Source organism: Paraburkholderia sp. BL18I3N2 (genome assembly GCF_003001875.1).
Lineage (GTDB): Bacteria > Pseudomonadota > Gammaproteobacteria > Burkholderiales > Burkholderiaceae > Paraburkholderia > Paraburkholderia phytofirmans.
The window spans coordinates 145628-167871 of the sequence record NZ_PVNC01000004.1 but is presented as its reverse complement, the minus strand read 5'-3'; the positions used below and the strand labels follow the sequence as shown (position 1 = coordinate 167871).

General features: G+C 61.0%; 18 protein-coding genes. 7 read left to right on the top strand and 11 right to left on the bottom strand.

All coding sequences use genetic code 11. From position 1 onward, the window contains the following. Positions 1 to 52 precede the first annotated feature (52 nt). Positions 53 to 1561 (bottom strand): flagellar filament capping protein FliD, encoded by a 1509-nt coding sequence (gene fliD / locus B0G75_RS13890; RefSeq protein WP_106306083.1) that lies wholly within the window; start codon positions 1559 to 1561, stop codon positions 53 to 55. A gap of 277 nt (positions 1562 to 1838) precedes the next feature. Between fliD and B0G75_RS13885 the strand changes: the two genes are divergently transcribed. After that, positions 1839 to 2498, top strand: a complete 660-nt coding sequence (locus B0G75_RS13885; protein WP_106306080.1) for a glutathione S-transferase family protein — start codon at positions 1839 to 1841, stop codon at positions 2496 to 2498. Between the two features lie 138 nt (positions 2499 to 2636). After that, positions 2637 to 3554 carry a LysR family transcriptional regulator gene (locus B0G75_RS13880; RefSeq protein ID WP_106306077.1) on the top strand — a complete coding sequence of 306 codons (918 nt, stop codon included), beginning with the start codon at positions 2637 to 2639 and terminating at the stop codon, positions 3552 to 3554. 81 nt (positions 3555 to 3635) lie between these two features. On the opposite strand, the gene B0G75_RS13875 is transcribed toward B0G75_RS13880, so the two are convergent. From B0G75_RS13875 to B0G75_RS13860, 4 genes are all read right to left on the bottom strand, one after another. Continuing rightward, on the bottom strand, positions 3636 to 4751 hold the full coding sequence (locus B0G75_RS13875; protein ID WP_106306074.1) for an ABC transporter ATP-binding protein: 1116 nt from the start codon (positions 4749 to 4751) through the stop codon (positions 3636 to 3638). Between the two features lie 100 nt (positions 4752 to 4851). Continuing rightward, a complete protein-coding gene (locus B0G75_RS13870; protein WP_012432079.1) occupies positions 4852 to 5709 on the bottom strand; it encodes a carbohydrate ABC transporter permease in 858 nt (285 codons plus the stop codon). Next, positions 5699 to 6637 (bottom strand): carbohydrate ABC transporter permease, encoded by a 939-nt coding sequence (locus B0G75_RS13865; RefSeq protein ID WP_106306071.1) that lies wholly within the window; start codon positions 6635 to 6637, stop codon positions 5699 to 5701. Before B0G75_RS13865 ends, B0G75_RS13870 begins: the two co-directional genes overlap by 11 nt. Before the next feature lie 201 nt (positions 6638 to 6838). After that, positions 6839 to 8086: an ABC transporter substrate-binding protein gene (locus tag B0G75_RS13860; protein ID WP_012432077.1), complete on the bottom strand. Its 1248-nt coding sequence runs from the start codon at positions 8084 to 8086 to the stop codon at positions 6839 to 6841. Between the two features lie 545 nt (positions 8087 to 8631). Here B0G75_RS13860 and zwf point away from each other — a divergent pair. The 3 genes from zwf (at position 8632) to B0G75_RS13845 (ending at position 12874) form a co-directional block, all read left to right on the top strand. Further along, complete coding sequence (gene zwf, locus B0G75_RS13855) at positions 8632 to 10095, top strand: glucose-6-phosphate dehydrogenase (RefSeq protein ID WP_106306068.1); 1464 nt, start codon at positions 8632 to 8634, stop codon at positions 10093 to 10095. Between the two features lie 180 nt (positions 10096 to 10275). Further along, positions 10276 to 10980 carry a 6-phosphogluconolactonase gene (gene pgl / locus B0G75_RS13850; RefSeq protein WP_106306065.1) on the top strand — a complete coding sequence of 235 codons (705 nt, stop codon included), beginning with the start codon at positions 10276 to 10278 and terminating at the stop codon, positions 10978 to 10980. Continuing rightward, a complete protein-coding gene (locus tag B0G75_RS13845; protein ID WP_106306061.1) occupies positions 10958 to 12874 on the top strand; it encodes a bifunctional transcriptional regulator/glucokinase in 1917 nt (638 codons plus the stop codon). Before pgl ends, B0G75_RS13845 begins: the two co-directional genes overlap by 23 nt. Before the next feature lie 160 nt (positions 12875 to 13034). On the opposite strand, the gene B0G75_RS40200 is transcribed toward B0G75_RS13845, so the two are convergent. After that, on the bottom strand, positions 13035 to 13388 hold the full coding sequence (locus B0G75_RS40200) for a hypothetical protein (RefSeq protein ID WP_146142511.1): 354 nt from the start codon (positions 13386 to 13388) through the stop codon (positions 13035 to 13037). Positions 13389 to 13504: 116 nt separating this feature from the next. Between B0G75_RS40200 and B0G75_RS13840 the strand changes: the two genes are divergently transcribed. After that, complete coding sequence (locus B0G75_RS13840; RefSeq protein ID WP_106306058.1) at positions 13505 to 15178, top strand: alkaline phosphatase family protein; 1674 nt, start codon at positions 13505 to 13507, stop codon at positions 15176 to 15178. A 217-nt stretch (positions 15179 to 15395) separates the two neighbouring features. Here B0G75_RS13840 and B0G75_RS13835 read toward each other — a convergent pair whose 3' ends face one another. Beyond that, positions 15396 to 15848, bottom strand: a complete 453-nt coding sequence (locus B0G75_RS13835; protein WP_106306055.1) for a hypothetical protein — start codon at positions 15846 to 15848, stop codon at positions 15396 to 15398. Between the two features lie 701 nt (positions 15849 to 16549). Between B0G75_RS13835 and B0G75_RS13830 the strand changes: the two genes are divergently transcribed. Continuing rightward, complete coding sequence (locus tag B0G75_RS13830; RefSeq protein WP_106306052.1) at positions 16550 to 17476, top strand: bestrophin family protein; 927 nt, start codon at positions 16550 to 16552, stop codon at positions 17474 to 17476. A gap of 39 nt (positions 17477 to 17515) precedes the next feature. On the opposite strand, the gene B0G75_RS13825 is transcribed toward B0G75_RS13830, so the two are convergent. The 4 genes from B0G75_RS13825 to B0G75_RS13810 form a co-directional block, all read right to left on the bottom strand. Continuing rightward, entirely contained in the window at positions 17516 to 18256 is a 741-nt protein-coding gene (locus tag B0G75_RS13825; protein ID WP_258194485.1) for a lysozyme inhibitor LprI family protein, read from the bottom strand. Between the two features lie 2 nt (positions 18257 to 18258). Then, positions 18259 to 20544, bottom strand: coding sequence for an arginine/lysine/ornithine decarboxylase (locus tag B0G75_RS13820; protein WP_106306046.1), 2286 nt, complete (start codon positions 20542 to 20544; stop codon positions 18259 to 18261). An 86-nt stretch (positions 20545 to 20630) separates the two neighbouring features. Continuing rightward, positions 20631 to 21200 (bottom strand): dCTP deaminase, encoded by a 570-nt coding sequence (gene dcd, locus B0G75_RS13815; RefSeq protein WP_012432068.1) that lies wholly within the window; start codon positions 21198 to 21200, stop codon positions 20631 to 20633. A 340-nt stretch (positions 21201 to 21540) separates the two neighbouring features. Beyond that, positions 21541 to 22074 (bottom strand): superoxide dismutase family protein, encoded by a 534-nt coding sequence (locus tag B0G75_RS13810; protein ID WP_012432067.1) that lies wholly within the window; start codon positions 22072 to 22074, stop codon positions 21541 to 21543. Positions 22075 to 22244: the final 170 nt, after the last annotated feature.

The following is a 22244-nucleotide window of genomic DNA, read 5'->3' as shown; positions in this document are numbered from 1 at the left end:
AAACGGCGGCGCATCGCCCTCTGACAGACAACGCGCCGCCGGCTCATTCGAACTACTTGTTGGTCGCCAGCGCGCCCGCGCTCTTCGAGCCGCCGAATAGCGCGGTCAGGTAGGCCGAGTTGTTGTTCATGGTCGCCATCAACGTGTTCAGCGCGGTGAATTGGCTCTGATACTGCTTCGTCAATTGCGTGGCGTAGTCGCTCAGTTTGGTCTGCTGTGCAGTGACGCTCTTCAGGTCGGCGTTGAGCGCGTTGTTGCGCGTGTCGATGATGCCGCCCGTCCGCGTGAACTCGTCGATGCTCTTGTTCAATTTGGCGCCGACGCCGTCGGTCGAGTTGAACAGTGCGGCAACTTGCGCCGGGCTGGTGTTGAGCGCGGTCGTCAGTTTGGCGTTATCGACGACCAGCGTGCCGTCCGCGGGATCGCCCTTCAACGTGATGCCGATGTGCCCGAGGCTCACTACAGATGTGCCCTTACCCACGCCGCCGGCGACGATCGACGCCAGCGCATTCTTCACCGTCAGCAGCGTCGAGTCGCCAAGCAATGCACCGCCCGTCTTCGACGATTTGTCGTACGAGGACAGCTTGCTGATCGTGGTGACCACCGTGTTGTACAGGTTGGCGAAGTTCGTGATGGCCGTGTTCTGCGCGGTGGTATCGGGCGCGATCGTCAGCGTTTGCGGATTGCCGACCGACGCGGCCGACAGATTCAGCGTGACCCCGGCAATCGCATCCGTGACCGCGTTGTTGGCACTGCGCGCCGCGATTCCGCCAATGGTCAGCAACGCGTCCTGCGCCACTTCGCTCTGACGCCACGCATTGCCGGCATCCGACGACACGATCGTGGACGCTCCGCCGTTCGCGCCGGGTGTCGAGGTCACGCCGAGGCTCGACAGGCCCGCGTCGTTCTGCACGTTGCTGGTGGTCACGTTGATCGTGTTGGCCGAGCCGGTGGTGGCCGAGCGCAGCACGAGGTGCGCGCCGCCGGTGCCGGTCACGATCGTCGCCGTGACGCCCGGATTGCTGGACGCCTTGTTGATCGCGCTGGCGATGCCGCTCAACGTGTTGTTGGTGCTGTCGATGGAGACGTCCATCGACTTGCCGCCGACCGAGATCGTCAACGTGCCGGTGCCGAGTTGCGTCGTCGCGCCGAACGCCGCCGACGCCAGGCTCTGCGACGAGGCGATCTGCGTCACGTCGATCGCATAGCTGCCGGCCACCGCGCCGGGGCCCGCTTTCGGATCGAGGCCCTTGCCGCTCGCGGTGGCCGCGAAGGTGGACAACGTGGTCCCGTCCGACAGATTCTTGATCGCCGCCTGCAAGGCGGACAGCGCCGAAGTGAGCGCGCCGTACGCGGACAATGTCGTGTTGTCGCTGGTCTGCCTGGCCTGCAACGACGCCGCCTGACCCGCCGTTTTCGCGTTGACGAGCGCCGAGACCAAACTCGACACATCCATCGACGAATTGCCGGTCGAACCGCTGATAATGGATTGCGCTGCTTGCTGGACCTGGCTTTGCGCGTTGGCCGTCGCGCTATTCACCGAGGACGTGATGGTAGACATGTGAAGCTCCCCGTACGTCGAATTTTTCGTTATTCGTTGAGCGACGTCCCGGGCTGCTTCTGTTGCGCCATTGATCCGGTCACGTCGGCGTCTCTTACAAAGTTTTCAAATGTTACACCATCTTTCTTCATAGTTTTGTGACGTTTTAACGTAGCGAATGTTGGTAGAGCATGCGTCGTGGCTGTCGATTTGCGCGGCTCCTGCTCGTCGTGGGATAAGACGGTCGCTCCGGCCGTTCTCGTGCCACAGCAATCACCAACCCTCCAAGGTGACCGCGATGCCCCTGAAGCTCTACGCCCATCCCTTCTCGTCCTACTGCCAGAAAGCGTTGACCGCGCTCTACGAAAACGGCACGCCGTTCGAACTGCGCCTGCTGGCGCACGACGACCCGCAAGTCATGGCCGAATTCGCCGCGCTGTGGCCGATCAAGCGCTTTCCGGTGCTGGTCGACGGCGGCCGGACCGTGATGGAGGCGAGCATCATCATCGAATATCTGGGCCTGTACCACCCCGGCCCGGTGTCGCTGCTGCCGGCCGACGCCCGCGCCGCGCTGGAAGTGCGCAGCATGGATCGCTTCTTCGACAACTACATTTCGACGCCGCAGCAAAAGATCGTCTACGACAGCATGCGTCCCGAGGCGGAGCGCGACCCGCACGCCGTCGCCGATGCGCGCGCCATGCTCGACACCGCGTACGGCTGGCTGGACAAGGTGATGGCCGAACGCGAATGGGCCGCCGGCGACGCCTTCAGTCTCGCCGATTGCGGCGCCGCGCCGTTCCTGTTTTACGCCGACTGGACGCACGCCATCGGCCCGGCGTTCCCGCACGTGCGCGCCTACCGCAAGCGCCTGCTGGCGCGGCCGTCGTTTGCCCGCGCGGTGGACGAAGCGCGCCCGTATCGCGCGTACTTCCCACTTGGCGCGCCGGACCGCGATTAACGAACGGCTGCGCGCTCATGTCACGTAAAAAGACGAGCGCCCGCGCCACGTCGACCCTAACGGTTTGCGACAACAAATTTCCCAACCTATACACTTCACTTCGAAACCTACTTCCGCCAATCAACCTTAAGGCAAAACATGGACCGTTTCGAAGCCATGGAGATATTTACGCGTGTGGTCGAGGCGAACAGCTTCACCAAAGTATCCGAGTCGCTCGACCTGCCCCGCGCCAAAGTCAGCCGTACCATCCAGGCGCTGGAGGAACACGTCGGCGTGCGTCTGCTGAATCGTTCGACGCGCCAGGTCAGCGTCACCGAAGACGGCGCGCTGTTCTACGAGCGCTGCGTGCGCATCCTCGCAGAAGTCACCGACGCCGAATCGTCGCTGTCGAACAAGCGCGAAAATCCGGCCGGCACGATCCGCGTGGATACGTCCGGCACGTTGGCGCGCGCGCTGCTGCTGCCCGCGCTCGACGATTTCTACCGGCAATACCCCGAGATCGACGTACGGCTCGGCCTCGCCGACCGCAACATCGACTTGATTCAGGACGGCGTGGATTGCGTGATCCGCATGGGCACGCCGGAAGAGTCGAGTCTCGTCGCGCGGCGGATCGGCCAGGCGCGGATCGTCACGTGCGCGTCGCCGGCATATCTGGAGAAATACGGCGAGCCGACCACGCTCGAAGAATTGAGCGAGCACCGCGCGGTCAACTACGTGTCGGCGCGCACCGGTCGGACGTTCCCGTTCGAATACCAAGTGGATGGCGAGATCGCCAAAGTATCGCTGAAGAGCGTACTCGCGGTGAACGACGGCTCGGTCTATATCGGTGCGGCCGCGCTCGGGCACGGCATCATTCAGCCGTCGCGCTTCATGGTCGCCGACCTGATCGCGCAAGGCGCGCTGAAGGAAATCCTCACCGGCTACACGAGCCCCGGCACGCCGCTCTCGGTGCTCTACGCGCATCGCCGCAATCTGAGTTCGCGGCTGCGTGCTTTCATTGAGTGGGTGACCGAACTGGCGCGCAACAATCCGGATCTGCGCATTGCCGAGCAGTAAAACGAAGCGCGCAAAACTAAAAAACCCCATGCGTTGTGAAACGCATGGGGTTTTCTTTTCTATTGCAGCAAAACTTCGCGATCAGGCAATCCGCTCTTCATTCGACGGATCGAACAGCACCGCCTTCGACGTATCGAACAACAGCGTCGTGTTCGCCAGCGGCTGCGGATTCGACGCCGGGTGCACACGGCTCACGATGCGCTTGCCGTTGACCTGCGCGAATACCAGCGTGTCCGGACCGGTCGGCTCGATCACGTCGACTTTCACTTCGATCGGCTGCAGTTTCGCGTTGTCGCCATGCGCGCCGCGCGCGTCGGTGATGCGCTCCGGACGCAGGCCGAGAATCACTTCACGGCCGACATGCGATTTCACCTTCGCCGAGTCGAACGGCAAATTCACCGCCGTGCGTGCGACACCCGTATCCAGTTCGAGCGCGACGCCCGCGCCCTGCTCGACCAGCTTGCCCTGGATGAAGTTCATCGGCGGCGCGCCGATGAAGCCGGCCACGAACAGGTTCGACGGCGAGTCGTAGATTTCCTGCGGCGCGCCGAACTGCTGCACGATGCCGTCTTTCATGACCGCGATGCGGTCGCCGAGCGTCATCGCTTCGATCTGATCGTGCGTCACGTAGACGATCGTCGTGCCGAGGCGTTGATGCAGCAGCTTGATTTCCGAACGCATCTCGATACGCAGCTTCGCGTCGAGGTTCGACAGCGGTTCGTCGAACAGAAACATGACCGGATCGCGCGCCAGAGCACGGCCCATGGCCACACGCTGACGCTGGCCGCCGGACAGCTGACCGGGCTTGCGGTCGAGCAGGTGCGTGATCTGCAGCGTGTTCGACACGCGGTCGACGATCTGTGTCTGCTCGTTCTTCGGCACCTTGCGGATGTTCAGGCCGAACGAGATGTTCTCGCGCACCGTCATGGACGGATACAGCGCATACGACTGGAACACCATCGCGATATCGCGATCTTTCGGCGACAGGTTGTTCACCGTCTTGCCGTCGATCTGGATCTCGCCCTTGGTCACGGTTTCGAGGCCGGCAATCATGTTGAGCAGCGTCGACTTGCCGCAGCCCGAACCGCCGACCAGAATCAGGAACTGGCCGTCTTCGATGTCGATGTTGACACCCTTCAGGACCGGCACCCCGTTCGGGTAAGTCTTGTACACGTCACGGATGGAAAGGCTTGCCATGCTGTGAATCCTCTTTGTCTCTGGTACTGCTTGAAAACGTCTTCGGGTGACGGCGGCGCTTCATGAAGCGCCGCCGCGCTCGGATGGTTTAGCGTGGCGTTTAGCCCTTCACCGCGCCGGCCGTCAGACCGCGCACGAAATAGCGTCCGGCGATGATGTACACCAGCAGCGTGGGCAACGCGGCGATGATCGCGCCGGCCATATCCACGTTGTATTCCTTCACGCCGGTCGAGGTGTTCACGAGGTTGTTCAGCGCCACCGTGATCGGCATCGAATCGACGCCGGAGAACACGATACCGAACAGGAAGTCATTCCAGATCTGCGTGAATTGCCAGATCAGGCACACCATGAAAATCGGCAGCGAGACCGGCAGCAGAATCTTCGTGAAGATCGTGAAGAAACCCGCGCCGTCGATACGCGCCGCCTTCACGAGTTCAGCCGGAATGCTCACGTAGAAGTTGCGGAAGAACATCGTGGTGAAAGCAATACCGTAGATCACGTGCACCACCACCAGGCCGGTGGTCGTGTTCGACAGGCCGAGGAAGCCTTCAAAGCGCGCCATCGGCAGCAGGATCGCCTGGAACGGAATGAAGCAGCCGACCAGGATCATCGTGAAGATCGGATCCGCGCCACGGAAACGCCAGTGCGTGAGCACATAGCCGTTGAACGCGCCGATGATCGACGAAATCAGCACGGCGGGAATCACCATCCGCACCGAGTTCATGAAGAACGGCTGCATACCGTCGCAACGCACGCCCGTGCAGGCGCCGCTCCATGCCTTGATCCACGGGTCGATGGTCCAGTGGGTAGGCGGCGTGAGCAGGTTGCCCGTGCGCAGTTGATCGATGTCCTTGAACGACGTGGACAGCATCACGTACAGCGGGAACAGGAAATACAGGGCGAACAGAAACAAGGCCGCATAAATGACGGCACGGCTGATCGTCATCTTAGGCTGCATTGCGGGTGCTCCTCGATTCCAGATACATCAGCGGCACGAGCACGGCCACGACGGTGGCGAGCATCATCATCGACGATGCCGCGCCGACGCCCAGCTGCCCGCGATTGAACGAAAACGTGTACATGAAAATAGCCGGCAGCGACGAAGACGTGCCCGGACCACCCGCGGTCAACGCAACGACCAGGTCGAAGGTCTTGATCGTGATGTGGCAGAGAATCAGCAGCACCGAGAAGAACACCGGGCGCATGCTCGGAATCACGATCTTGCGATAGATGGTGGGCAAGCCCGCGCCGTCCATCTGCGCGGCCTTGAAGATTTCACCGTCCACGCCGCGCAAGCCCGCGAGGAACAGCGCCATCACGAAGCCGGTGGATTGCCAGACGGCCGCGATCACCACGCAGAAAATCGCCTTGTCCGGGTCGCCCAGCCAACTGAACGAGAAGCTCGTCCAGCCCCAGTCGTGGAACACTTTCTCAAGGCCGATGCTCGGCGTCATGATCCATTGCCACGCCGTACCAGTCACGATGAACGAGAGCGCCATCGGGTACAGGAACACGGCGCGCAGCGCGCCTTCGTTGCGGATCTGCTGATCGAGCAGGATCGCGAGGAACAAACCGAGACCGATACAGATACCGATGAACGGGATGCCGAACCAGCCGAGGTTGGCAGCCGACGTCCAGAACACATCGTTATCGAACAGCTCGCGATAACGATCGAGACCGACAAATTCATAACGTGGCATCAATCGCGAATTGGACAGCGACAGATAGCCGGTAATGGCGATAAAACCATACACGAAGATCAGGCTGATCACGACGCTGGGTGCGAGCACCAGCTTCGGAATCCAGCGATCGGCAAGGGCCGCCATCGGCGACGTGCGGCGGGTCACGGTGGCCGTTTTCCCGTTTCCGCTGATAGAAGCAGTCACTACTCGACTCCTGCTGAAACTGTGCCGCCGGAACCTTCACGCTGAAAAAACGCGAGGCCGTAACGACATAGGTGTGACTCTATGAAACCAGGGTGAAGCCGCCTGCCATGCAACGAGTAAAACCCCGGCAATCAGCGACACGAAGGGCGCGCCCCACGCCCGTTGCTGAACCGCCGGGCGCGCCGCTTCGTTTGACGCAACTTACTTGGTCTTCGCTGCCTTCGCGAGCGCGGCAACTGCGCTCTTCGAATCCTGCTGCGAGTTCATGAACTTCGTGACCACGTCCGAGATCGCGCCGGCTGCTGCATCCGGTTGCGCCATGCCGTGTGCCAGCGAAGGCACATAGCCGCCCGACTTGATCGCCACTTGTTCATCCGCGTACGACTTCTTCGCGCAGTCGTCGAACTTGGCCATCGACACGCCCAGACGAACCGGGATGGACCCCTTGTTCAGGCTGAACTGTTCCTGGAACTCCGGCGACATGATCGTCTTCGCCAGCGCGAGCTGACCCGGCGTGGCCGCCTTCTGGCCTTTCTGCTGGAAGAACACGAACGAGTCGACGTTGAACGTGTAGGACTTTTCGGTGCCCGGCACAGCGGCGCAGATGTAGTCCGAGCCCGACTTCTTGCCGGCGTTGGCGAATTCGCCCTTCGCCCAGTCGCCCATGAACTGCATGCCGGCCTTGCCGTTGATGACCATGGCCGTTGCCAGGTTCCAGTCACGACCCGTGCGGCCCGCGTCGAAGTAACCCTGGATCTTGCGGACCGTGTCGAACACGCCGACCATCTTGTCCGAAGTCAGCGTCTTCTCGTCGAGGTCGACCAGCGCCTTCTTGTAGAAGTCCGCGCCTTGCGACAGCACGACGTCTTCCCACAGCGTCAGGTCTTGCCACGGCTGGCCGCCCATCGCGATCGGCTGGATGCCCGCGGCCTTCATCTTGTCGGCCACCGCGAAGAACTCAGGCCACGTGGTCGGCGCCTTGCCGCCCGCCTTGTCCAACGCGGCCTTGTTGATGTACAGCCAGTTCACGCGGTGCACCGAGAACGGCGCGGCAACGTAGTGACCGTCCGCGTGCATGATCTTGTCGATTTCCGGCGGCAGGTTCTTCTTCCAGTCGCCAGCGGCCGCGTCGATCGGCACCAGCACGCCTTGCGACGCCCAGTCCTGGATCAGCGGACCTTTGATCTGCGCAGCGCTCGGTGCGTTGCCCGAGATGACCTGCGTCTTGAGTGCCGTCATGGCAGCCGCGCCGGCGCCACCCGCAACCGCGAAGTCCTTCCACGTGTAACCCTGCTTCGTCATGTCGTCCTTGAGGACGCCGACGGCTTTCGATTCGCCGCCCGAGGTCCACCAGTGCAACACTTCGATCGACTCGGCGGCTTGCACGGCCGAGACGCCACACATCAGACCTGCGGCGCACAAAGCGCCCATGATCGCGCGAAATTTCATTGCTTATCTCCTCCAGACACCTGAACAAAAAACAAATGGCCCCTGATGTCGCCAGGGTGCTGTGGTTGGTTCAAACAGGCAAAACACTGGGCGATCGAGCACGGTCGGGCGCATGCGCGAGGCATGTGCCGGCGGACCAATGTCCGGCCGCTGGAAGCTCAAGAGATGAGTGGTTCGGGATGCAACTGACTGTCTCCTCTTTTGATTTTTGCCTGCCCGCGTTTCGCGCGGCAGACTCGAGGTGCCTTGCACGTCAACCTGGTGCCGACCATTACGGAAAGCCGCTCAACTCCCCGGCTTTCCGTAAAGGCCGCCGGGGCATGCTGGCACGTGCCGACACGCAATGTCCGTTAACATGCAGGGGACGCCTGCCGATTCGGGAAAACGCGCATCTTGACGCTTAGCGCACGCTTTTTTCATCGAATTAGCGCTACCTCTTGATTTGGATTGTAGTTAAACTACAATTCAGTGTCAAAAAATATTTTATCGGACTACGGTCGCGCTTTCGCTCACCTTCCGCGGCCCCAGGACATCGACGGAGACTCATGCAAACCGATTCAAGCTTCACCTTCGTTCTCTTCGGCGGCACCGGCGATCTGTCGATGCGCAAGATCCTGCCCGCACTGTTTGAAGCGCACCGTGCAGGCGGCATGCTGGCCGACAGCGGCAAGATCGTCGCGGTGGCGCGGCATGCAACTGATCGCGGCGAGTACATCCAGTGGGTAAATGAGCACGTCAAACCGCATGTGTCGAAGAACGGTGTGGATGAAGCGGCATGGGCGAGCTTTCTGGAGCGCATCGAGTTCGTGAACATCGACCTCGGCAAAGCGGAAGACTTCGTGCATTTGCGCGACGCCATCCAGGACTTGCCTGGTATCCGCGTGTTCTATCTGGCAACGGGCCCGTCGCTTTTCGTGCCGATCTGCCATGCGCTGGCATCGGTCGGGCTGAACGCGAATTCGCGCATCGTGCTGGAAAAGCCGCTCGGCTACGACCTCAAGTCGTCGAATGCAATTAACGATGCGGTCGGCGAAATCTTCGCTGAGGAACAGATCTATCGGATCGACCACTACCTCGGTAAAGAGCCGGTGCAGAACCTGCTGGCGCTGCGCTTCGGCAATGCCCTGTTCGAACCGCTGTGGCGGCGCGAGTGGGTCGAGAGCATTCAGATCACGATTGCCGAGGAACTCGGCGTGGAAGCGCGCGGCGACTTCTACGACAATACCGGCGCATTGCGCGACATGGTGCAGAACCATTTGCTGCAACTGCTTTCCATCGTTGCGATGGAACCGCCGCACTCCATGGATTCGGATTCGGTGCGTGACGAAAAGCTGCGCGTGCTGCGTGCTTTGAAGCCCATCGATCCGCGCGATATCGGCAAGGTTGCCGTGCGCGGGCAGTATCATGCGGGCGTGATCCGCGGCACTGCGGTGCCGGCGTACGCAACGGAGCCAGGCGTGAAGCCTGATAGCGCGACCGAAACCTTCGTTGCGCTGAAGGTCGAGATCGAAAACTGGCGTTGGGCCGGCGTGCCGTTTTTCCTGCGCACCGGTAAGCGTCTCGCGGATCGCGTCGCCGAGATCGTGGTGAACTTTCGTGCGGTGCCGCATTCGGCGCTCGGCGCTTCCGCCTTGCGCGCCGGCGCGAATCGTCTGGTGATCCGCCTGCAGCCGAATGAAACCATTCGCCTCTACTGTCTCGCGAAGCAACCCGGCGAAGGCATGAACCTCGCGAGCGTCCACCTCGACCTCGCGTTCGACCAGTTCTTCCGCGAAGGACAGATGGAGGCGTATCAGCGGTTGCTGCTCGACGTCATCAACGGCCGGCTCGCGCTGTTTGTGCGGCGCGACGAGCAGGAAGCCGCATGGCGCTGGGTCGAACCGATCCTGAACGAATGGAAGGCGTCGAACAAGCCGCCCAAACCGTACGCATCGGGCACGTGGGGACCGGCTGCATCGAGCGCGATGCTCGCGCAGCACGGCACCTGCTGGCTCGAAGAAGAGAATTGAATCACGGCGGCACGTCGTATTGAATGGAATATGACGTGGCGCCCGTAAGACCCACCGACGAACTGAACGGAATGGCGCCGGTATCACGAGGGCGCCTGCAGGTCATCCATCTTGCAGGCATCGCGTAAGAGCAGTACGGCAGATTCCGCAGATCACACAAAAAAGCAGCACGGAGGAGAAGTGATCGAGCTTCACGCTTTCGACGATCAACGCGCCCAATCCGACGCGTTGGCGAAAGCGGTCGGCGACGCGTTACATGCGTCGCTCGCCGCACAGGCCGCCGGTTCCACCGCCGCGCGCCCCGCAATGCTTGCAGTGTCCGGCGGCAGCAGTCCGCGCCCGTTCCTGCAGACGTTGTCCACGCAGACCTTCGACTGGGCGCGCATTGCCGTGACGCTGGTCGACGACCGCTGGGTGCCGGAGACGGATAGCGCGAGCAACTCGCAGCTGGTGCACGCCACGCTGTTGCAGAACGCCGCGAAGGATGCGACCTTCTGGCCGCTCGTGGACACCACGCAAGATCTCAACGCGCATGTCGCCGCGCTGAACGCCGACGCGCGTTTTAGCAACGTGCCCGACGTCGCGATTCTCGGCATGGGTGAAGACGGCCACACCGCGTCGATCTTCGCCGACTCGCCCGAATGGGATCATGCGATCACCACCACCGAACGCTTCGTCGCCGTGCATCCCGGCAGCGCGCCGCACGCGCGCGTGAGCTGGTCGATGTCCGCGTTGAAAGAAGTCAAGCATCTGTTCTTGCTGATCGCAGGACCGCGCAAGATGGACGTGCTCAATGCCGCGTCCGCTTCGCTACAAAAAAATGCCATCTCGCAGTTGGCAAACGACAAGGGAGTGAGACTCGATGTCTACTGGTGTGCAAACTAAGGCTGTTCCGGGCGCGGGCCAGCACGCCGATGGACCGAGGCTGCTGGCCGACATCGGCGGCACCAATGCGCGCTTCGCGCTGGAGACGAGCCCGGGCGAAATCGGCTCGGTGAAGGTCTATCCGTGCGCGGACTATCCGGGCGTTGCCGAAGTCATCAAGAAGTATCTGAAGGACACGAAGATCGGCCGCGTGAATCATGCGGCGATTGCGATTGCAAACCCGGTCGATGGCGATCAGGTGAGCATGACGAATCACGACTGGAGCTTTTCGATCGAGGCCACGCGGCGCGCGCTGGGTTTCGACACGCTGCTGGTGGTGAATGACTTTACCGCGCTGGCGATGGCGCTGCCCGGCTTGACCGATGCGCAGCGCGTGCAGGTGGGTGCCGGCGCACGCCGGCCGAATAGTGTGATTGGTTTGCTCGGTCCGGGCACCGGCATGGGCGTGTCCGGTTTGATTCCCGCTGATGATCGTTGGATCGCGCTCGGTAGCGAAGGGGGTCATGCCACTTTTGCGCCGGCCGACGAACGCGAAGATATCGTGTTGCAGTACGCGCGCAAGAAGTGGTCGCATGTGTCGTTTGAGCGCGTGGCGGCGGGGCCGGGTATCGAAGTGATCTATCGCGCGCTTGCGGGTCGCGACAAGAAGCGTGTGGCGGCGAATGTCGACACGATCGAGATCGTCAAGCGCGCGCTGGAAGGCGAGCCGCTGGCGGCCGAATCCGTCGATGTGTTCTGCGGCATTCTCGGCACGTTCGCGGGCAATATTGCGGTGACGCTTGGGGCGTTGGGCGGGATCTATATCGGCGGTGGTGTCGTGCCGCGGCTTGGCGAGTTCTTTTCACGTTCGTCGTTTCGTAAGCGCTTCGAGGCTAAAGGCCGGTTCGAGGCTTATCTGCAGAATGTGCCGACGTATGTGATTACCGCTGAATATCCAGCGTTTCTCGGTGTGTCGGCGATTCTTGCCGAGCAATTGTCGAATCGCGCGGGTGGCAGTTCATCGGCGGTGTTCGAGCGGATTCGGCAGATGCGCGATGCGTTGACGCCCGCCGAGCGACGTGTTGCCGATCTTGCGCTGAATCATCCGCGGTCCATTATCAATGATCCGATTGTCGATATCGCACGCAAAGCCGATGTGAGTCAGCCGACGGTGATCCGGTTTTGTCGTTCGCTCGGTTGCCAGGGGTTGTCGGATTTCAAGCTGAAGCTGGCGACTGGTTTGACGGGCACTATTCCTGTTAGCCATAGCCAGGTGCATCTTGGCGATACGGCGACGGACTTCGGCGCGAAAGTGCTCGATAACACCGTGTCGGCGATTTTGCAGTTGCGCGAGCATCTGAATTTCGAACAGGTCGAACGGGCTATCGATCTTTTGAACGGCGCGCGGCGGATCGAGTTTTATGGGCTCGGGAATTCGAATATCGTCGCGCAGGATGCGCATTACAAGTTCTTCCGGTTTGGGATTCCTACGATTGCCTACGGCGATTTGTATATGCAGGCGGCGTCTGCTGCTTTGCTTGGGAAAGGGGATGTGATCGTCGCTGTGTCGAAGTCAGGGCGTGCGCCTGAGTTGCTGCGGGTGCTTGATGTGGCTATGCAGGCTGGGGCTAAGGTGATTGCTATTACTTCTAGCAATACGCCGTTGGCTAAGCGGGCTACTGTGGCGCTTGAGACTGATCATATTGAAATTCGTGAGTCGCAGTTGTCTATGATTTCGCGGATTCTGCATCTGGTTATGATTGATATTCTGGCTGTGGGGGTCGCTATTCGGCGCGCTGTGCCTAGTGCTGATGTGGCGGAGACTGTTGCCAAGGCCAGGCAAGGGGCTGATGATGATGCTAGCGCTGTGCTCGATTGGTTGAGTCATGGGGCGGCTTCTTCGGCTCGGGATTGAGGTTTGAGGTTTGAGGTTGTTGGCTGCGCCGCAGTGGTTGGTTTTGTGGTGTTGGCCTTTCCTTTCTTTGTGGTCTATTAGCGTTGCCCCTGTGCGGGGCGGCACCTACTTCTCTTTGCCGCCGCAAAGAGAAGTAGGCAAGAGAAAGCGGCTCACACCGCTAATTCTTAAGCGGGTCCCCCGCGCAGCCACGGTAGTGGCGCATCTGGAATCCGTGTTCTCGCACATTCCGCGTAAGTGACACAGCAGTCATTCTTCCGGCGGCGCTGCGCGCGCCGTTGCGGTCCTTCTTCCCGTTGTCATTGATTCTTGGGTACGACACGATGGTTTGCGTCGTGCCCAGCGTGAATGCAATCGACGAACCATTGTGCGAACAAAAGTCGTTTTCATCTTGAGCCCTGGATGACTTGCAAAGGCTGTTTTGAAAGCGCAATAGCGTCGAAATAGACCACTCAAAGCTTAAGGAAAACTTAAGCACTCCCACGATCTTCAATGAATCTTTTGAGGCAGACATAAGGCTCACCGGCCGTCAGCCAATCGAAGGCAATGATTCATCTGGACGACTTAATTTAACTTCACATTCACGGACTATTACTAAAAGTTTCCCCATCACTTTTAAAGGAGAAGGACGTGAAGACGATCAGGAGATGGCAGCGTGCGCAGAGCGTTATCGCAGGTGGTGTCGCAATGCTCGCCGCGCTGCATGCGGCAACGGCGCTGGCGGGTGACGCCGACGACCACTCGCGCGAGCACGAAGCAGTCAAGCATGTGCTGTTGATCAGCTTCGACGGGTTGCATGAGCAGGACGTCGCGCGCTGCATCGGTTCGAATTCATGTCCGAATCTGGCATTGCTGGCGAAGTCGGGTACGAACTACACGAATGCGCATACGCCAGGCCTGTCCGATTCATTTCCTGGTTTGGCTGCATTGGTGACGGGCGGCTCGCCGAAGTCGGCCGGTCTGTTCTACGACGTATCTTATGATCGAACGCTCTACGCCCCTTCCGATACGGGCTGCACGGGCAAACAAGGCTGGAACGTCATATTCGACGAAACAACCGGCGTCGATGGGGAAAATGGCGGCGCGCTGACGCATCTCAACGGCGGCGGCGCTTTTAACCCGCAGGCTATCCCTCACGCACTGGTCAACGGCGTGTGCCAGCCGGTCTATCCGCACAACTACATCAAGACCAACACCGTCTTCGAAGTCATCAAAGAGAACAAACGGGACGCGCGCACCGCCTGGGCCGACAAGCATGCGTGGGGCTACGATTGGCTGAACGGGCCATCCGGTATTGGTGTAGACGATCTATCGCGCACGGAAATCAATTCGATCGATCCTGCGACTAACACCAATTACACCGACATCTACACGCACACGGAAAAATTCGACAACTTGCATGTCCAGTCGCTGATCGCCGAGATCGACGGCAGGGACTCCACCGGACAGTCGCGCGCCGATGTCCCCACGCTGTTCGGCACCAACTTCCAGACGCTGAGCGTAGCCCAGAAGGCCACGGTCGCGACGGGCGGCGGCTATCTGGATGCGAGTTTCACGCCGGGCCCGCAGGTCGCCGCCGCGATTGCCTATCTGGATGACGCGTTAGGCCGTATCGTTGCTGAACTCAAGCAGCGCGGGCTTTATTCGTCCACCGCGATCATTGTCACGGCCAAGCATGGCCAGTCGCCGACCGACCACTCGAAGCTGGTGAAGAACGGCGACACGCTCACGAAACTGCTGGAAGCCAACAACTATCTGGACCCGAATGGCAACTTCGGCCAGAACGCGACCAAGAGCGGCAATCTGAACGACGGCACTGGCCTCGTGGATACCGGCATGGTTCAAACGGACGACGTCGGGCTAATCTGGCTGCGTGACCAAAGTCAGTTGCCCGCAGTCGTCAAGACGCTGAAGGGGAACCTCAGTTGCAACGCGCCGGGCATCTGCGCCGACGGTCCGCAGGCGTACATTCTGTACGGACCGCAACTTGCCGCGCGCTTCGGCGATCCGGCGCGCGGCCGCACGCCCGATATCATCGTGCAGCCGAATCCGGGGGTCATCTATACGTCGAGCACGTCGAAAGACGAAGAGCATGGCGGCAACGCGCCGGACGACAGCCATCTGGGTCTCGTGGTCTCCGTGCCGGGTGCTCGTCGAACGGGACAAACCGTCGACGAACCGGTGCTGACCACTCAGGTCGCGCCGACTATCCTGCGCCTGCTCGATCTCAGACCTGAACTGCTGCATTCGGTTGCCATCGAAGGAACCCGTGCGCTGCCCGGCTTCGAGCGCGACCGCTTCTAGACTCGCGGGAACGTCCACCGCGGCAGCCCAAGCATGCTCACTTGCGCGACGCAGCCGTTCTGACATCGATGAACGGACGGTTGCGTCGCCGGCATAGTCCGGCGACAGCCGGCGGCACAGAGCAATCGCGGACGGCGGAGAAATCAGGAAAGGTGCGCGATGAGTTATCGCCTGGTCTCTGCCTGACGCAAGTCCGCATTCGAGCCAAGAGCCTTGGTTAGTGTGCCGTCGCGGTGCGGCGCGCCTTTATGTTGAACCGCGTTCGCTTATCCTGCGTCATCCCTGCAGGGCCGACACTTTCGCGGCTATCCGCCGCTGTCCGCGCGGCCTTTGCCAGAAGGTCCGCGGCGTGGCGCGCCGTGATGCGGCTCTGTGGAATTCCCTTCGCATCGAGTGCGATGACCTGGTATAAGTCACGGTCAATCTCGACTTCGCGTTGGTAGTCCTCGACGGTGTCAAACAGCAGTTCCAGCAATTTCCTCTGCCGGTGTCTTTCCTCTCGCGTCACAGCTGGACTCCTAACTATTGAAGCCGCGAGTGTGAGCAACTTGTCCAGTTGGCTTAGCTGCCGTTCAAGCAGTCCAAAGGCCGATAAGGCGAGCTTTTCGTATTGAAGCGCGTCAACGGGTGGGCGCGACGTGATGCGTGAATGCTTGGTGGATTTATTCATGGCGCGATCTCCCTGAAACGTATTCGATCGCCCACACACGCGCTTACGCGGTGGTGAGCGGGCACAGTGACAAGGTTGACAGACTGGCCCAAACCAAACCAGCAGACCCAAAAGGTCTCCCCATCACGGCCCGCCCATTGCAAATGGACGCGCAGAAACAGACGCACAGACTTGCCCGGGCAAGCGTGCGGGTTTGGGTGCAGGCTGTCAAACCTGACCGTCCTTGAACGACGGCGAATTGAGTTTAAACGTCTTGCTTCACGAGTGATCACCCGCACGAGCAAAAAGCCGCGCACCCGCAAGATTTCTGAAATTTCCCAACCACGCTCACGAACGAAGTACTACGACGCAGCAGAAACGCCGGGAGAAAACGAAGCAATTGTTTGAAGAACAACCGCGACGGCGCGCGCAGCGCCGCCGGAAGAATGAGCGCCTTGTCACGAAAGCGGAATGTGCGAGAACACAGATTCCAGATGCGCCACTACCGTGGCTGCGCGGGGGACCCGCTTAAAAATTAGCGGTGTGAGCCGTTTTCTCTTGCTTACTTCTCTTTGCGGCGGCAAAGAGAAGTAAGTGCCGCCCCGCACAGGGGCAACGCTAATAGACCACAAACAATTCAAGGAAAGGCCAACACCAAAAAGCCCACACCCAAAAAAGCGATAATAGAACCCCCGAAGCGCCGCAGGCAAAAGCAAACCCCGATGATCATCCGCCCCCACGTCCACTGGTTCCGCATGCTGCTAGCCTGGCGGGGCTCCGTCCTCCCGCAATTGCTACCGCGCCTTGCGCTGATCTTCTGCATTTCGATAGTCGCAGTGGCGGCGCACGACCACCTCCTCCCGATCTCGCTAAACCTGAACACGACAGCGCCCTTCTCGCTGATAGGCATAGCGCTAGCGGTATTCCTGGGTTTCAGAAACAACGCCAGCTACGACCGCTGGTGGGAAGCCCGCAAGCTATGGGGTCAACTGCTGAACGAATCACGCTCCCTCATCCGCCAGGCGCTCACCCTCCCAACAAAACAGCTGCAAAAAGAAGACCTGAAAGAATTCACAGCAGCACTCAGCGCCCTCCCGCACGCACTGCGCCACCAACTCCGCAAGAGCGATCCAACCGAAGACCTCGCCGAACGCCTGCCGCCCGCCCTCTTCGCCCGCGTCATAGCGTCGCGGTACAAACCGGCAACCCTGCTGCTTTCCCTCGGCGAATGGGTACAACGCCAGGCCAAAACAGGCGCAATCGACCCAATGGCCGTCATCGCCTTCGATAGAAATCTGAATGGAATCTCGGATGTAATCGGCGGATGCGAGCGCATCGTTTCGACGCCGCTGCCGTTTGCCTATTCGGTGATGATTCACCGCACGGTGTATTTCTTCTGCGCGTCGCTGCCATTCGGACTGGTGGACAGCATTGGCATTTTCACGCCCGTCTTCGCGGTCTTCGTGGCGTACACGTTCATGGCGCACGAAGCCATTGCATCGCAAATCGAAGAGCCTTTCGGCATCGACGACAACGACCTCGCGCTCAACACGATGTCCCTGGCAATCGAAGACGCCATGCGCGACCTGCTCGGCGAACCCGCCATCAAGTTGCCAAGCCCGGAAGCCGAAGGCTACATGCTCGATTGAGCCCGCTTCGACTAAAGCGCATCGCCGGCCGCTCAACGCTCAGCTATTGCCAACCGTTTCCGACAAACGCTTGAGCGTCGCCACCCGCGCGCCGATGATATCGATACGGCCGCGCTCATCGACCACCGGCGTCGTAGCGTTCAGATACGCGGTCCACGCTTTCTGTGCGCGCGTCAATGTCGGACGCGCGCGCACCGGCATCTTCGACTGCAGACGTCGGTAGTAGCGATTCAGATCGAACATCGCATGTTCGCACTGTGCGTCCGCACTGCATGCCCGCACCCGGCGCGGTGGATCGCCACCGGCGGCCGCCTTCGCCACCGCGCTGCGCAACGCGAGCGCGCGGTCCCGCACCGGTTGCAATTGCATATCGGCTTCGGCGAGCACGTACATCGAACCGTGTGTCGTGGCGAACACCGCCGCGAGCAACTGCTTCTCGGCGTCGCGTGACGCCTGCCAGCTCGCCTGGCTCTTGTCCCACTGCTTGCGCTGCGCGGGCGGCAATTTCTGCTGAAGCTGCTGCCACGCGTTATCGAGCGCGGTCTTCCAGCCGATCCGCGCGTTGTCCATGCATTGCACTTGCCCCGTCGTCGACGACATGTCGCTGCGCGCCAGGCACGTACGCATCGATGCATCGATCGGATCGGCGGCGGCGACTTCGGCATGCGCCGGCAACGACACCGCGCCGAACGCCGCCGAAGCCAGCGCCAACGCGCCGAACGCGCGCCGCGCGCCGCGACCGCTGGCGCCGGCCGCCAACAGGGACGTCACGCGCAACATCATCAGCCGCGAACGCAATCGACGAAGTACTCGATGCGCCCATTGATCGTTTCGCCGACGAGCCCATGGATATCCGTGTGGAAACCCGGGAAGCGCTCGTTGAATTCGCGCGCGAAACGCAGATAGTTGACGATGGTCTTGTTGAAGCGCTCGCCCGGAATCAGCAGCGGAATGCCCGGCGGATACGGCGTCAACAGGATCGACGTGACACGGCCTTCGAGCTCGTCGATAGGCACGCGGTCGATCTCGCGGTGCGCGAGCTTGGCGAACGCATCCGACGGCTTCATGGCCGGTTCCATGCTCGACAGATACATCTCGGTGGTCAAACGCGCGATGTCGTTCGCACGGTAGACGCTATGAATCTGCTGACACAGGTCGCGCAGGCCGACGCGCTCATACATCGGATGATGCGAGACGAACTCGGGCAACACGCGCCACAACGGCTGGTTGTTATCGTAATCGTCCTTGAACTGCTGGAGTTCGGTGACCATCGAATTCCAGCGGCCCTTGGTGATGCCGATCGTGAACATGATGAAGAACGAATACAGCCCGGTCTTCTCGACGATGATGCCGTGTTCCGCCAGATACTTCGTGACGATCGCAGCCGGAATGCCGGTCTCGCCGAAGCCGCCGTCCATGTCCAGGCCCGGCGTGACGATGGTCGCCTTGATCGGGTCGAGCATGTTGAAGTTTTCGGCGAGCGGGCCGAAGCCGTGCCACTTGTCGTTCGGGCGCAGCATCCAGTCTTCGCGCGAGCCGATACCCTCTTCGGCGAACTGGTCCGGGCCCCACACCTTGAAGAACCAGTCGTCGCCGTATTCGGCATCGACCTTGATCATGGCGCGGCGGAAATCGAGCGCTTCGGCAATCGATTCTTCCACCAGCGCGGGGCCGCCCGGCGCTTCCATCATGGCCGCGGCCACATCGCACGAGGCAATGATCGCGTACTGCGGGCTGGTCGACGTGTGCATCAGATACGCCTCATTGAAGCGATGCTTGTCGAAGCGGCTGTTCTTCGAATCCTGCACGACGATCTGCGAAGCCTGCGAAATGCCGGCCAGCAGTTTGTGCGTGGAGTGCGTGGCGAACACCATCGCGCCGATCCGCGGACGGCCCGCGCCGATCGCGTGCATGTCCTGATAGAACTCGTGGAACTCGGCGTGCGGCAGCCAGGCTTCGTCGAAGTGCAGCGTGTCGAGCCAGTCGCCCAGCATCTCCTTGATCATCTCGACGTTGTAGATCACGCCGTCGTACGTGCTCTGCGTGATGGTCAGAATGCGCGGCTTGAGGTTCGGATTCTTCGCAAGCGCTTCGCGGGCAAACGGGTTCGCCAGGATCTTCTTCTTGATGTTCTCGGGTTCGAATTCGCTGCGCGGAATCGGACCGATGATGCCGAAGTTGTTGCGCGTGGGCGTGAGGAACACCGGAATCGCGCCGGTCATAGTGATCGCGTGCAGAATCGACTTGTGGCAGTTGCGGTCCACCAGCACGATGTCGCCCGGCGCCACTGTGCCGTGCCAGACGATCTTGTTCGACGTGGAAGTGCCGTTGGTCACGAAGAACACGTGGTCGGCGCTAAAGATGCGCGCGGCGTTGCGTTCCGAAGCCGCCACCGGACCCGTGTGATCGAGCAATTGGCCGAGCTCGTCGACGGCATTGCACACGTCCGCGCGCAGCATGTTCTCGCCGAAGAACTGATGGAACATCTGGCCAAGCGGGCTCTTCAAAAACGCCACGCCGCCCGAGTGTCCTGGGCAGTGCCACGAGTACGAGCCTTCATCCGCGTACTGCACCAGTTCCTTGAAGAACGGCGGCGCGAGCGAATCCAGATACACCTTGGTCTCGCGGATGATATGGCGCGCCACGAACTCCGGCGTGTCCTCGAACATGTGGATGAAGCCGTGCAGTTCGCGCAGGATGTCGTTCGGCAAGTGGCGCGACGTACGCGTTTCGCCATACAGGAAGATCGGAATGTCGGCATTGCGGCGGCGCACTTCCGTCACGAACGCGCGCAGCGCGACGATCGCGGCCGCGAGTTCCGGCGTTTCGCCTTCCACCACCACGTTATCGACGTAGGGCAGCAACTCGTCGTCGTCGATCGAGAGGATGAAGCACGAGGCGCGGCTCGACTGTTGCGCGAACGAGGTCAGATCGCCGTAGCTCGTCAACCCGAGCACTTCCGCGCCTTCTTTCTCGATGGCTTCGGCCAGAGCGCGAATGCCGGAACCCGAGATGTTCTCGGAGCGGAAATCTTCGTCGATGATGACGACGGGAAAACGAAACTTCATGGGCGATTCTCCAAAAAGAACGACCGCTGCATTCTGTAAATTGCAGCGGTCACCCGAATAGCTAGTGGGTCAATGCGCTGCCGACGTCACGTCTTAGGCAACGTGACGCCGTGCTGACCTTGATATTTGCCGCCGCGATCCGCGTACGACGTTTCACAAATCTCGTCGCTTTCGAAAAACAGCACTTGAGCGACGCCTTCGTTCGCGTAGATTTTCGCAGGCAAAGGTGTCGTATTCGAGAATTCGAGCGTGACGTGCCCTTCCCATTCCGGCTCGAACGGCGTCACGTTGACGATGATCCCGCAACGCGCATACGTGGACTTGCCCAGACACACGGTCAGGACGCTGCGCGGAATACGGAAATACTCCACCGTGCGCGCGAGCGCGAACGAATTGGGCGGGATGATGCAGACATCGCCCTTGAAGTCGACAAACGACTTCTCGTCGAAATTCTTCGGATCGACGATGGTCGAGTTGATGTTCGTGAAGATCTTGAATTCGTCGGCGCAGCGGATGTCGTAGCCGTAGCTCGACGTGCCGTAGCTGACAATCTTCCGGCCGTCTTCGGAGACGCGGACCTGATCGGGCGCGAACGGCTCGATCATGTTGTGCGACGCGGCCATGCGCCGGATCCACTTGTCGGATTTGATAGTCATAGGTGAACGCTGCTCGACGTGAATGACAGAGGTATGACGGATAACGACCCGGTTGGTGCCGGGTCACTTTTGGCTTACTGCGCGCCTGCTTTGCGCTGACTTCGCGGGCGGGCCAGGCGGCGTGCCGTTCGGCGCCCTACGCTCGCTTTGCCGAATGTCCCGCCTATGCGGCAGGACAGGCGCTCCGGCGAGGCAGCCGAACGAAAGGCGCTTATTTTACGCGATCGTGAGCATGGTGCCGCGATTAGGCTTAGGAGCGGTCCGGTGCCTGCTCCGAAGCCGCTTTAGATGAATGCCGGCAGCGCGCGCCTGGACCTCGAATACGAGGCCCGCTCACCGCTCATTGGCGAATCAACCCACAAGCGAGCGCGGGGCCCGCACCATGTTGCGGATACGCGTATGGATCGGTCGCGTCGTGATGCAGCAGAACCGCGCGCTGCAACACCGAACGGATACCGTCGAGCGACACGTCTGGCGCGACGATGAAGCCCGTGGCCACGCCGTTCGCGTCCGCGTGAATATTGCCGAGGTCGCCCTCGACCCGCGCGCCCGATTTCAGACGCTCGGCGGCCGGCGAGAACACCTGGCCGGCGCTGGAACCGTCGGCGGCATTGCAGTCGCCACGCTCGTGCACTTGCAACGCGTGGTCGCTATTGGGCGGCATGCCCGCGAGATTGTAGGTGACCTGTACGCCGTCCGAGCGCTCGATGAACGTGACGAGACCGCGCGCCTGATTGCCCACGGTGGGCAGCAACTGCGCGTCCGCACGTTTTTCCTGTGGTCTCAGGAACGCGCTGCAGCCGCATAACAGCACACTGCTGGCAGTCAGGACGATGAACGCATGCACCGCCTGCCCGTCGATTCGTTTTCCCATGCGATCCTCTTGCCGGCCTGGTGGCCGCCCCTGCGGCCGCCGAGCCGAACTTGTGAAGTCGACATGATACCGCGAGACCAGGCGAAAACAGACGCCTTGGCCCCTTGTCCGAACGGCTGGTCAAGCGTGGCCCGTCGAACGTGGCGTGTCGCGCCAGCCCGCCCGCGGGC

Bases quoted from the DNA above. Each gene is read 5' to 3' on its own strand.
- fliD (WP_106306083.1), bottom strand. From the start codon at position 1,561: ATGTCTACCATCACGTCCTCGGTGAATAGCGCGACGGCCAACGCGCAA.
- B0G75_RS13885 (WP_106306080.1), top strand. From the start codon at position 1,839: ATGCCCCTGAAGCTCTACGCCCATCCCTTCTCGTCCTACTGCCAGAAA.
- B0G75_RS13880 (WP_106306077.1), top strand. From the start codon at position 2,637: ATGGACCGTTTCGAAGCCATGGAGATATTTACGCGTGTGGTCGAGGCG.
- B0G75_RS13875 (WP_106306074.1), bottom strand. From the start codon at position 4,751: ATGGCAAGCCTTTCCATCCGTGACGTGTACAAGACTTACCCGAACGGG.
- B0G75_RS13870 (WP_012432079.1), bottom strand. From the start codon at position 5,709: ATGCAGCCTAAGATGACGATCAGCCGTGCCGTCATTTATGCGGCCTTG.
- B0G75_RS13860 (WP_012432077.1), bottom strand. From the start codon at position 8,086: ATGAAATTTCGCGCGATCATGGGCGCTTTGTGCGCCGCAGGTCTGATG.
- zwf (WP_106306068.1), top strand. From the start codon at position 8,632: ATGCAAACCGATTCAAGCTTCACCTTCGTTCTCTTCGGCGGCACCGGC.
- B0G75_RS13845 (WP_106306061.1), top strand. From the start codon at position 10,958: ATGTCTACTGGTGTGCAAACTAAGGCTGTTCCGGGCGCGGGCCAGCAC.
- B0G75_RS40200 (WP_146142511.1), bottom strand. From the start codon at position 13,388: ATGTCTGCCTCAAAAGATTCATTGAAGATCGTGGGAGTGCTTAAGTTT.
- B0G75_RS13835 (WP_106306055.1), bottom strand. From the start codon at position 15,848: ATGAATAAATCCACCAAGCATTCACGCATCACGTCGCGCCCACCCGTT.
- B0G75_RS13830 (WP_106306052.1), top strand. From the start codon at position 16,550: ATGATCATCCGCCCCCACGTCCACTGGTTCCGCATGCTGCTAGCCTGG.
- B0G75_RS13825 (WP_258194485.1), bottom strand. From the start codon at position 18,256: ATGTTGCGCGTGACGTCCCTGTTGGCGGCCGGCGCCAGCGGTCGCGGC.
- B0G75_RS13820 (WP_106306046.1), bottom strand. From the start codon at position 20,544: ATGAAGTTTCGTTTTCCCGTCGTCATCATCGACGAAGATTTCCGCTCC.
- dcd (WP_012432068.1), bottom strand. From the start codon at position 21,200: ATGACTATCAAATCCGACAAGTGGATCCGGCGCATGGCCGCGTCGCAC.
- B0G75_RS13810 (WP_012432067.1), bottom strand. From the start codon at position 22,074: ATGGGAAAACGAATCGACGGGCAGGCGGTGCATGCGTTCATCGTCCTG.